The organism is Marivita sp. (assembly GCF_022763305.1).
Classification (GTDB): domain Bacteria; phylum Pseudomonadota; class Alphaproteobacteria; order Rhodobacterales; family Rhodobacteraceae; genus Marivita.
Window position 1 is genome coordinate 158566 of the sequence record NZ_JALEGT010000055.1, and the last position, 11171, is coordinate 169736.

Annotated in this window: 12 protein-coding genes; 6 read left to right on the forward strand and 6 right to left on the reverse strand. The window is 62.6% G+C overall.

Annotated elements, in window-relative coordinates:
• The first annotated feature begins 3 nt into the window (after positions 1-3).
• Positions 4-786: a gamma-glutamyl-gamma-aminobutyrate hydrolase family protein gene (locus tag MRY75_RS11455; RefSeq protein ID WP_292307888.1), complete on the forward strand. Its 783-nt coding sequence runs from the start codon at positions 4-6 to the stop codon at positions 784-786.
• A gap of 27 nt (positions 787-813) precedes the next feature.
• Here MRY75_RS11455 and kynU read toward each other — a convergent pair whose 3' ends face one another.
• Genes kynU through MRY75_RS11470 form a run of 3 tightly spaced genes read right to left on the reverse strand, consistent with a single transcriptional unit; the run spans position 814 to position 3604 of the window.
• Positions 814-2007 (reverse strand): kynureninase, encoded by a 1194-nt coding sequence (gene kynU, locus MRY75_RS11460; RefSeq protein WP_292307890.1) that lies wholly within the window; start codon positions 2005-2007, stop codon positions 814-816.
• Positions 2008-2018: 11 nt separating this feature from the next.
• Positions 2019-2852: a tryptophan 2,3-dioxygenase gene (kynA, locus tag MRY75_RS11465; RefSeq protein ID WP_292307892.1), complete on the reverse strand. Its 834-nt coding sequence runs from the start codon at positions 2850-2852 to the stop codon at positions 2019-2021.
• Positions 2849-3604: an SDR family oxidoreductase gene (locus MRY75_RS11470; RefSeq protein ID WP_292307893.1), complete on the reverse strand. Its 756-nt coding sequence runs from the start codon at positions 3602-3604 to the stop codon at positions 2849-2851. Before MRY75_RS11470 ends, kynA begins: the two co-directional genes overlap by 4 nt.
• Positions 3605-3731: 127 nt before the next feature.
• On the opposite strand from MRY75_RS11470, the gene MRY75_RS11475 reads away from it, so the two are divergent.
• From MRY75_RS11475 to MRY75_RS11490, 4 genes are all read left to right on the forward strand, one after another.
• Positions 3732-4679: an MBL fold metallo-hydrolase gene (locus MRY75_RS11475; RefSeq protein WP_292307895.1), complete on the forward strand. Its 948-nt coding sequence runs from the start codon at positions 3732-3734 to the stop codon at positions 4677-4679.
• Between the two features lie 177 nt (positions 4680-4856).
• A complete protein-coding gene (gene betC / locus MRY75_RS11480; RefSeq protein WP_292307961.1) occupies positions 4857-6365 on the forward strand; it encodes a choline-sulfatase in 1509 nt (502 codons plus the stop codon).
• A 59-nt stretch (positions 6366-6424) separates the two neighbouring features.
• A complete protein-coding gene (locus MRY75_RS11485; protein WP_292307897.1) occupies positions 6425-7162 on the forward strand; it encodes a thermonuclease family protein in 738 nt (245 codons plus the stop codon).
• An 81-nt stretch (positions 7163-7243) separates the two neighbouring features.
• Complete coding sequence (locus MRY75_RS11490; protein WP_292307899.1) at positions 7244-7480, forward strand: YdcH family protein; 237 nt, start codon at positions 7244-7246, stop codon at positions 7478-7480.
• Here MRY75_RS11490 and MRY75_RS11495 read toward each other — a convergent pair whose 3' ends face one another.
• Together MRY75_RS11495 and MRY75_RS11500 are read right to left on the reverse strand one after the other, a co-directional pair.
• The gene (locus MRY75_RS11495) at positions 7481-7999 is read right to left on the reverse strand and encodes a glutathione peroxidase (RefSeq protein ID WP_292307902.1); all 519 of its coding nucleotides are present in this window, start codon (positions 7997-7999) and stop codon (positions 7481-7483) included. It abuts the gene before it with no gap.
• Between the two features lie 52 nt (positions 8000-8051).
• Complete coding sequence (locus MRY75_RS11500) at positions 8052-8672, reverse strand: class I SAM-dependent methyltransferase (protein WP_292307904.1); 621 nt, start codon at positions 8670-8672, stop codon at positions 8052-8054.
• A 116-nt stretch (positions 8673-8788) separates the two neighbouring features.
• On the opposite strand from MRY75_RS11500, the gene MRY75_RS11505 reads away from it, so the two are divergent.
• Positions 8789-9058 carry a DksA/TraR family C4-type zinc finger protein gene (locus MRY75_RS11505; RefSeq protein ID WP_292307906.1) on the forward strand — a complete coding sequence of 90 codons (270 nt, stop codon included), beginning with the start codon at positions 8789-8791 and terminating at the stop codon, positions 9056-9058.
• Positions 9059-9336: 278 nt separating this feature from the next.
• On the opposite strand, the gene MRY75_RS11510 is transcribed toward MRY75_RS11505, so the two are convergent.
• Positions 9337-11157 (reverse strand): M3 family oligoendopeptidase, encoded by a 1821-nt coding sequence (locus tag MRY75_RS11510; protein ID WP_292307908.1) that lies wholly within the window; start codon positions 11155-11157, stop codon positions 9337-9339.
• Positions 11158-11171 lie beyond the last annotated feature (14 nt).

Genomic DNA, 11171 nt, shown 5'->3' on the forward strand with positions numbered 1-11171 from the left:
ATCATGGCGCGGCCCGTCGTCGGCATCATCGGCAACCAGCATCTGATCAACGATCAGTATCCCGCGCATGCGGGCGGGTCGATGAACTCGGAAGCGGTGGCCAAGGTGGCCGAGTGCCTGCCGCTTCTGGTGCCCGCCGATCCGCGCTTTCTGTCGGTCGAGGAACTGCTCGAGGTGTGCGACGGGTTCCTGCTGACCGGCGGGCGGCCCAATGTGCATCCCGAGGAATATGGCGAGACCGCCACCGAGGCGCATGGCGCGTTCGACCGGGCGCGCGATGCGATCACGCTGCCGCTGGTGCGGGCCTGCGTGGAGCGGGGTCAGCCGTTTCTGGGCATCTGTCGGGGCTTTCAGGAAGTGAACGTCGCCATGGGTGGCACCTTGCACCCCGAGATCCGGGATTTGCCGGGGCGGATGAACCACCGGATGCCGCCGGATGGTACGCTGGAGGAAAAGTTCGCCCTGCGCCATGTGGTGACGCTGCAGGAGGGCGGTGTGTTCCATCGCCTGTTCGGATCGACCGAGGTGATGACGAATACGCTGCACGGGCAGGGGATCAAGACGCCGGGCGCGCGGATCGTGATCGAAGGCCACGCGCCCGATGGCACGCCCGAGGCGACCTATGTGAAGGACGCGCCGGGTTTTACCCTGTCGGTGCAATGGCACCCGGAATGGGACGCGGCCAATGACCCGGTGTCGCGGCCGCTGTTCCAGGCCTTTGGCGACGCGGTGCGGGCCTGGGCACAGGGAGACGTGGTGGGCGGACACCGCGTCGACGCGGTGTAAGTCTCCGTCGACGGAGACTCTCGCGCTTCAGGTCACGGCTTTGCGCTGCTTGAATTCAGGTGTGTCCCAAAGCCGGTCGCGCATGATGGTCGAAAAGATCTCGACCGCTTGGTCCACGTCCTCAAGGCTCAGATAAAGCGGTGTGAAGCCGAAGCGCATGATGTCTGGCGCGCGGAAATCGCCGATCACCTTGTGCGCGATCAGCGCCTGCATTGCGGCATAGCCTTCGTCGAATCTGAAGCTGACCTGCGATCCGCGTTCGTGGGCGTTTCGCGGGCTGGCGAGGGTCAGATCGGGGCAGGAGGCCTCGACCCCGGCGATGAACCGTTCCGAGAGGTCTATGGACCGCGCGCGCAGGTCCTGGAGGTTAACGTCGTCCCACACGTCGAGCGCGGCGTCCAAGGCCGCCATCTGCACGATAGGGGGCGTGCCGACGCGCATCCGGGAAATGCCGGCGCCCGGTTTGTAGCCAAGGTCGAACGCGAAGGGACTGTCATGCCCCAGCCAGCCCGACAGCGCGGGCAGCGCCATGTCGGCATGGCGGGGCGAGACATAGATGAAGGCAGGCGCACCGGGGCCGCCGTTGAGGTATTTATAGGTGCAGCCGACCGCGAAATCGGCCTTGGCACCGGCAAGGTCCACGGGGATCGCGCCTGCGGAATGGGCCAGATCCCAGACGGTGACGACGCCGTGTTCATGCGCCTTGGCCGTGAGTGTCGCCATATCGTGTTTGCGCCCGGTGCGGTAATCCACCTCGGTGATCATCGACACGGCGATCTCATCTGTGATGGCGGCTTCGACCTCCTCGGGCGCGACGAGGCGCAGTTCATAGTCCGGACCAAGGAGCGAGATCAGCCCTTCGGCCATGTAGAGGTCGGACGGGAAGTTGCCGGTGTCCGACAGGATCACGCGCCGGCCCGGGTTCAGCTTCAGTGCGGCTGCCAGCGCCTGAAACACCTTGATCGACAGCGTGTCGCCCACAACAACATGCCCCGGCTCGGCCCCGATCAGACGCCCGATCCGGTCCCCCAGACGCGCGGGCATGTCCATCCAGCCGCAGGCGTTCCAGCCGGTGATCAGGTGATCGCCCCATTCGTCTGTCACGGTCTGCGCCACGCGGGCAGCGGCGGATTTCGGCAAGGGTCCCAAAGAGTTGCCGTCGAGATAGATCATGCCTTCGGGCAGGTGAAACGCGGCGCGGGTGGCGGTGAAATCGGTCATGATGGGGTCTTTCATAGCTTGGTCCGCAGGTGCCAGAGATCGGGGAAAAGCTCAACCTCGAGCATGCGCTTGAGATAGGACACGCCGCCCGTCCCTCCGGTGCCGCGCTTGAGCCCGATCACCCGCTCCACCGTGGTGACATGGTTGAAGCGCCAGCGGCGGAAATAGTCCTCGAGATCGACCAGCTTTTCCGCCAGTTCATAAAGATCCCAATACCGGCTTGGATCGCGATAGACCTCGGCCCAGGCGGCCTGTACCGCCTCGTTCGGCTGGTGCGGTTTATGGCGGTCGCGGTTCAGAACCTCGTCCGGCACCGCCACCACCTGCGCCAGCCGCATCAGCGCACAGTCATAGAGCGAGGGCTTGTCCATTTCGGCGGTCAGGCGCGCGGTCAGGTCGGGCCGGTGGGCGTGGGGCTTGAGCATCGCCGGATTGCGGTTGCCCAGCAGGAATTCGATCTCGCGATATTGCGCCGACTGAAAGCCCGAGCTTTGACCAAGGGTCTCGCGGAAGGTGGTGTAATCGCTGGGCGTCATGGTGCGCAGCACGTCCCATGCGGAATTGAGCTGTTCGAAGATGCGCGAGACGCGGGCGAGCATCTTGAAGGCAGGGCGAATCTCGGCGGCGGACAGCGTCGCGCGGGCGGCGTGCAATTCGTGCAGCGCGAGCCGCATCCACAACTCCGACGTCTGGTGCTGGACGATGAACAGCAATTCGTCATGGGCGCTGCTGAGCGGATGCTGGGCGGTCAGCACCGCGTCGAGGCCCAGATAGTCGGTATAGGACATGCGCCCGTCAAAGGACATCTGCGCGCCGTCGCGGGCGGGATCGTATGGGTCGCTCAAAACTCACCTCCGGCGATCTGTATCGCCTGGCCGTTGACGCTGCCCGAGTTGGGCGCGCAAAGCCAGAGCGCGGCCTCGGCCACTTCTTCGGGCGCAATCAGACGTCCATGCGGGTTTGCGCCGACCATCACCGCGCGCGCTTCGTCCTCGGTCATGCCGGTGCGGGCCATGATCCGGTCGATGTTCTGCGGGACGATGTCGGTGTCGACATAGGCCGGGCAGATGGCGTTGAACGTGTAGGGTTTGCCAAGGTAGTCGGCGGCCAGCCCCCGGATCAGGCCGATCATGGCGTGTTTCGACGCGGTGTAGCAGGGCGCGCCCTTTAGGCCCCGCAACCCGGCGATGGAGCTGATGGCGATCACGCGGCCCCAGTCGGTTTGGTGCATCGACTTGAGGCTTTCGCGGATCGCGAGGAACGTGCCGTCAAGATTGGTTGCCATCATGTTACGCCAGAACGCCATGTCCATCTTGTGCAGCGCGCGGCCTTCTGCGATCCCGGCATTGGGCACGCAGATCTGGATCGGCCCCCGGTGGGCCACGGCACTCGCGATGCCGTCGACCACCGACGCCTCATCCTGCACATCCATGACGAGGGCGTGCAGATCATGCGCGCTGGCGGCGGCGTCCAGCACATCGGCGCGGCGGCCTGTGATCGTCACCTCTGCGCCTGCGCCGCGCAGGGCCTTGGCGATGGCAAGGCCGATTCCCGTACCGCCGCCCGTGACCAGCGCGTGTTTGCTTTCGAGTGTCATGTGGCCTCCCATGTCCTTTGTGCGTGACCGTATAGGTCTGGTCGCCAGTGGCAAGATGGCCCACCTGCGGGGGCTTGCTTTTCTCATTCACGTTCATGAATGTGTGCGTGACCACAGGAGGAGCGTCATGCGTATCACACCCATTCTTGTCATCGGCTGTCTGGCCCAGACGGCCGCCGCCAGCGAAGACATTGCGGACAAGTATCCGCAGTCCGAGCTTTACGACAAACCGGTCGAGGTGATCCCGCATGTGTTTTCCGCCATCGGGGCGACAGCTCCGCCGACCTACGAGAATTCCGGCCACAACAACAACCTGAGTTTCGTCATCACCGGCGATGGCGTGGTGGTGATCAATGGCGGGGCCTCGGCCCGGCTGGCCAAGGCGCTGCATGACGAGATCAAGGCAATCACCGACCAGCCGGTGAAGCTGGTGATCAACGAGAACGGGCAGGGTCATGCGATCCTCGGCAATTCCTACTGGGCCGGGTTGGGTGTCGACATCCTGGCCCATGAAGATGCCATCGCGGTGGTCGAGGCGGATGGCGATTTCATCCTGCAGGGCATGCAGCGCTACAATCAGGACAAGGCCGAAGGCACCACGATCGCCGTGCCGAACCTCAGCTTTTCGGACAGACATGTGGTCGAGATGGGAGAGGTAACGCTGGAAGTGTTGCACTTGGGTCCGGCGCATGATCCGGGCGATGTGCAGGTCTGGATCCCGCAATGGGGCATCGTCATCGCGGGCGACATCGCGTTCCACGAGCGCATGCCGCCGATCTTTGCCGAAACCGACACGGATGCCTGGATCGAAACCTTCGACGGGCCGTTCACCGCTCTGGGAGCGACCTATGTGATTCCCGGCCATGGCCATCCGACGAACATGGCGCAGGTGACGCGCTATACCAGCGATTACATCAAGGATCTGCGCGCCAAGATCGGGGCGCATATCGACGAGGGCGGTGATCTCGCAGGTGCCTTCTATGTGGACCAGTCCAACTGGGCGCATCTTGATACGTTCGAGGAGTTGGCGACCAAGAATGCGGGCCGGGTGTTCGAAGAAATGGAATGGGAATGAAGGCACGCCTCTGCCCTTCTTCTTGCTGAAAATATCCCGGGGAGTTTGAGGGGCTGGCCCCTCAATCGTTTCCGTCAACGGAAACGGAAGATGCGTCGACGCATCTTCGCCCGGACCGGATTGACGCCATCCCCTGATCCCACCAATGTCGCGCCAAAACCAGCGCGAGGGGGGGCGATCATGCAGCCGAACATTCTGATTCTGATGGTGGACCAGCTGAACGGGACGCTTTTCCCGGATGGTCCCGCCGACTGGTTGCACGCCCCCAACCTCAAGAAACTGGCCGCACGGTCCACCCGGTTTCGGAACGCCTACACCGCCAGCCCGCTCTGCGCGCCGGGGCGGGCGGCGTTCATGTCCGGGCAGTTGCCCTCCGCCACCGGGGTCTATGACAACGCGGCCGAATTTCCGTCTTCGATCCCGACCTACGCGCATCACCTGCGGCGGGCGGGATATTACACGGCGCTGTCGGGCAAGATGCACTTCGTCGGTCCCGACCAGCTCCACGGGTTCGAGGCGCGTCTGACCACGGACATCTACCCCGCCGATTTCGGCTGGACGCCGGATTACCGCAAACCGGGCGAACGCATCGATTGGTGGTATCACAACATGGGTTCGGTCACGGGCGCGGGCGTGGCCGAGATCACCAACCAGCTCGAATATGATGACGAGGTGGCCTATCAGGCCAAGCTTGCGCTTTATGACCTGTCGCGCGGCAAGGACGACCGGCCGTGGTGCCTGACCGTCAGCTTCACCCATCCGCATGACCCTTATGTCGCAAGGCGCAAGTACTGGGACCTCTATGAGGACTGCGACCACCTGCTGCCCGAAATCCCCGCGATGGCCTATGAGGATCATGACCCGCACGCAAAGCGCATTTTCGATGCCAATGACTGGCGCAATTTCGACATCACCGAGGACGACATCCGCCGGTCGCGCCGCGCCTATTTCGCGAATATTTCGTATCTGGACGACAAGATCGGCGAGATCCTGCAGGTGCTTGAAGACACGCGGCAGGAGGCGATCATCCTGTTCGTGTCGGACCATGGCGACATGCTGGGCGAGCGGGGGCTGTGGTTCAAGATGTGCTTCTACGAAGGATCGTCGCGGGTGCCGCTGATGATTTCGGCGCCTGACATAGCGGCGGGTCTGGTGACCGATCCGGTTTCGACCATCGATGTCTGCCCGACGCTCTGTGCCTTGGCTGGTGTGAGCATGGACGAGGTGATGCCCTGGACCACGGGGGAATCGCTGGTGCCTCTGGGGCAGGGCGGCGAACGGACCAGCCCCGTGGCGATGGAATACGCGGCCGAGGCGTCTTATGCGCCGCTGGTGTCGCTGCGCTATGGCAAGTGGAAATACAACCGTTGTGCGCTCGACCCCGATCAGCTGTTTGATCTTGAAGCCGATCCGCACGAATTGACCAACCTCGCAGATCACCCCGACCATCAGGGCACGGTGCAGACCCTGCGGGCAAAGTCCGAGGCACGGTGGGACCTGGCGCGGTTCGATGCGGAGGTGCGTGCCTCTCAGGCCAAACGCTGGGTGGTCTACGAGGCGCTGCGGCAGGGCGGATACTACCCGTGGGACTACCAGCCGCTGCGCGATGCGTCAGAGCGGTTCATGCGCAACCACATGGATCTGAACGTGCTCGAGGACAGCCAGCGCTTTCCGCGCGGGGAATAACTAAAACTTTCTGAACATCGACCGTTATCTGGCCATAATTGGTCTTCAGAATTAACGGCATGTTCAGAACTCTCATTTTCGCAACCGCGATTGTCGCGGCGACCGTTGTGACCGCAGAGCCAAATGGCGTGATCCGCGTGATTGACGGGGATACATTCGACATCGACGGCACGCGCGTGCGTTTGCACGCCATCGACGCGCCTGAAACCGACCAGATGTGTGGCGATGCCGCGAGCCCCGCCTGGGCCTGTGGAGAGTGGGTGCGTGCGCAAACCCGCGCTCTGTATGAAGGGCGCACCGCCCGGTGTACCGCGCTTGATACCGACCAGTATGGGCGCACGGTCGCCAAATGCGCTGTCGACGGTCGGGATGTGGGCGAACGGCTGGTCAGTGACGGTCTGGCCTTTGCCTATCGCCAGTACGGACTGGATTATGACTTGGCCGAGAAGGGGGCCGCCGTGAATGGGCGGGGCCTGCATGCCACCGGTGTGATGTCGCCTGCGGCGTTCCGCTCGGCACAGCGCGCGCAGGCGCGGCCCGAGCCGTCACGCGCGACAGGCGCCAAGACAGTCACCGTCACCAAGGGCAGTCCCTCCGGGAAAAGCTGGCTGCCGAACGTGATCAACCCGAACTGCAGGATCAAAGGCAATATCAGCCAGGGCGGTCGGGAAAAAATCTATCACGTGCCGGGACAGGAGTATTACGACAAGACGCGCATTTCACCCACCAAGGGCGAACGCCGGTTCTGCTCCGAGGCCGAAGCCCGTGCCGCCGGATGGAGAAAAGCGCGAAACTGACGGTGGTTTGATCCGGGTCAAAGTGAAAGATGCATATCTCTGACAATTTCACTCCAACGACATCAGGAGAGGAGTGGTTCCATGTCACACACACCGCATGAATTGGCCGAGGAATTCCCGGATCACGTTGAAAAGATGAGCGCGCTCAAGCAATCGGATGCGCATTTCGCCAAGCTGTTCGACAGCTATCACGAGATCAATCGCAGCGTTCACCGCGCTGAAACCAATGTGGAGCCGATGGACGCCCTGGCCGAAACCGAGCTTCGCAAGCAGCGCGGCGCGCTGAAGGACCAGATCTGGAGCTATCTGCAGAAGTGATCAGTCAAGAAGCGCCGTGATCGCGTCGATCACGGGTTTCGACATCGGCCGCGCGTTCGATCCGAACGTCGCGGCCACGCTGCCATCGGGCGCAATCAGAACCTTGTTGAAATTCCAGCTGGGGCTGAAACCGGTGTCGGCGGCAAGCCACTGGTAGAACGGGTGTGCGGTGTCCCCGCGGACCGACGTGATCGTGGTCATCGGGAAGTCGAGACCGAAATTCACCTCGCAGAAATCCTTCACCTCTTCGTCGGACGCCAGTTCCTGCCGGAAATCGTTGGAGGGCACGGCAAGCACGACCAATCCCCGATCACGGTACGTGTCATAGAGCGTTTGAAGCCCGTCATATTGCGGCGTGTATCCACAACGCGACGCGGTGTTGACCACCAGAACCGGCTGGCCGCGCCAGTCTGAAAGGTCTATTTCGCCCCCGTCGATGGACGGAAAGGTGAAATTGGACATCGCGGCCTGTGCAAGCGTGGAGCAAAAGGTCAGAACGAGGGCGAGAATCAAACGCATGAGAAAGCCTCCTTACGCTCAGACCTAGGCGATTGGTCGAGAAAGAAAAGCCTCAGAGCGTGCGGAACACCATGACAAGCCCGCGATCCTGCGCGTGGTCGTGATCGGCGTTCTCGTAGATCGGAATGTCGTGAAAGCGGACCGGGGTGATGAGCCCATGTGCCACCATCAGCGCGAGGCGCGAACCGAAACCGGCACCATCAAAGACCGGCGGGATGACGCCACAGGCAAACAGCGCACCGGGCTTTGCGACGCGCATCAATTCGGGGAACACCTCGGGGCCGACATGGCCGTGGGTGAAAGTCCCGCTCGACACAAAACCGCCATAGCTGGCATCCGCCAGTGGCAGCGTTTGCGTAAGGTCCGCACAGATGCGGTTGCGGTAAAGCCCCTTCGCTGCGGCCGCGTCCAGCATGGCCTGCGAGATGTCGATCCCGTCCACATCCATCCCGGGCAGATGTTCCGCCAGCAGACCGGTGCCCGCTCCGATGTCGAGCACGGGGCCGCGCGCATCCGCCTCCGACAGAAAGACCCGCGCCACCTCGCGCGGGGCGACATAGCCATGGCTTTCGCCGAAGCTGCTGTCATAGCTCGTGGCCCAATCGTCATAGAGCGCACGGGCATCGGCGGCCCCCCTGATGCTGTAGGCGCGTTCGAGATTGTGATCGGACATGATGGTTCTCCCCTGAGCCAGAGGTCAGGATGACGGTCCGAGACCCGGGCGACAAGCCCCTTGCAGGCCAATCGTCACAACGCCATATTTTCAGGATCACAGTTCCGGAGGCGGTCATGGCAGGCGGTTGGGCACGCGATGGCGCGGTGCAGGATCAGATCGACGCGTCGATCAATGATGAACTCGCCCGTCTCAAGGCGCGCAGGGGGCCGCAGGGCGAAAGCCTGACCCATTGTGCCGACTGCGAAGAACCGATCGCCGAGAAGCGTCGTATTGCGCTGCCGGGCGTGAAGCTTTGCATCGACTGCCAGCAGGAGCGCGACGGGGTCTACCAGGCGCGCGGCGGGATCAACCGTCGGGGATCAAAGGACAGCCAGTTGAAGTGACATCGCCCAAAGGCGACGTTTGGTGCCCGGTCGTCCGCTTGGGGGCTTTGCCCCCAAACCCCCAGGATATTTTCGGCAAGAAGAAAGGGGCCCTCCTGAAGGAAGACCCCCGCGAAGGCAGAGCCTTCTCCTTGCACGGTCATCGGCGTCCCCGCCTGTACCGTGTCATGATCCTGCACGATATTCGTTAATAACGCGCTAATGGCTTTCTTCTTGCCCCAAATATCCCCGCCGGAGGCTCCCGCAGGTGTCACGGGCGCCGCCATCTGGCGTGGGCATCAGCCCTCCATCGCCTCCAATTCGTCGATGAAGCCCGAGATCATGCTCAGCCCCTTGTCCCAGAATTTGGGGTCGCTCGCATCCAGGCCAAAGGGGGCCAGCAACTCCTTGTGGTGTTTCGATCCACCCGCCTTGAGCATGTCGAAATACTTGTCTTGGAAGCCGTCGGGGGTTTCTTCGTAAACCGCATAGAGCGCGTTCACGAGGCCGTCGCCGAAGGCATAGGCATAGACATAGAAGGGTGAATGCACGAAATGGGGGATATAGGCCCAGAAGGTCTCGTAACCCTCCATGAACTCGAAGGCCGGTCCGAGGGATTCCGCCTGAACGGACATCCAGAGCGCGTTGATGTCGTCCGGCGTCAATTCACCGCCCCGGCGCGCGTCGTGCAGTTTGCATTCGAAATCGTAAAAGGCGATCTGCCGAACCACCGTGTTGATCATGTCCTCGACCTTGCCCGCCAGCAGCACCTTTTTCTCGGCATCGTCCTTGGCGTTGTCGAGCATGCGGCGGAAGGTCAGCATTTCGCCGAAGACGCTTGCGGTTTCCGCAAGGGTGAGCGGCGTCGAGGCGAGCATTTCGCCCTGTTCGGCGGCCAGCACCTGATGCACGCCGTGTCCCAGTTCGTGCGCGAGGGTCATCACGTCGCGCGGTTTGCCGAGGTAGTTGAGCATCACGTAAGGGTGCACATCCGTAACCGTTGGATGTGCAAAAGCACCGGGGGCCTTGCCCGGTTTGACGGCGGCGTCGATCCAGCCCTTGGTGAAGAACGGTTTGGCGATCTCGCCCATACGCGGGTCGAACGCGGTGTAGGCGTTCATCACGGTCGCCTCGGCATCGTCCCAGGTGACGGTGCGGGTGGACTCCATCGGCAGGGGCGCGTTGCGGTCCCAGACCTGCATCACTTCAAGGCCCAGCCATTTGCGCTTGAGCTCGTAATATCGGTGGCTGAGCTTGGGGTAGGCGGCGACTACGGCGTTGCGCAGGGCCTCGACCACTTCGGGTTCGACATCGTTGGAGAGGTGACGTCCGGTCTGGGCCGTGGGCATGCCGCGCCAGCGGTCCATGACTTCTTTTTCCTTGGCCTGCGTGTTGTGAACGCGGGCGAAGACCTTGATGTTTTCGGCGAATACTGCGGCCAGTTCGCGGGCAGCGGCTTCGCGTTTGCTGCGGTCCTGTTCGGTCAGCAGGTTCAGCGTGCCTTCGATGTTGAGCGGTTCGCCGTCCACTTCGAATTCGAGCCCCGCGATGGTTTCGTCGAAGAGGCGCTCCCATGCGTCGCCGACCACACCCATGTCATGCAGGAATTTCTCCATCTCGTCCGACAGCTGGTAGGGCTTCATCGCGCGGATGCGGCGGATGGCGGGTTTGTAGCGGGCGAGGTCTGAATTGGCATCGAACAGCGCGTCGATGGTGGCGTCCTCGATGCGGTTCAGTTCCAGCGTGAAGAAGACCAGTGGCGTGGTGTAGATGGTGATCTTTTCCTGATGGTCGGACAGGAACTTCGCGCGCTGGGCGTCGGTGGTCAGCTGATAGTAGCGCAGACCCGCGTAAGACATGATCCGGCCCGCGATGTTCTCGATCTTCTCGTGACGGTGGATCGCGGTAAGGAATTCGTCTGCGGACAGATCGGCCAGCTTGCCTTCGTAATCGGCTGCAAAGCTGCGGCAGGCGTCTTCGAGCCAGTCGAGATCGCGCTTCAGTTCGGCGGCGCCATCCGAGGGGTAAAGGTCGGTCAGGTCCCATTCCGGCAGATCCCCCAGGTTCTTGTTGCCGCTCTGGGCGTTGGCGTCATAGGTCGGGGAAGGGGTGCGCAGCATGGGTCGTCTCCTGT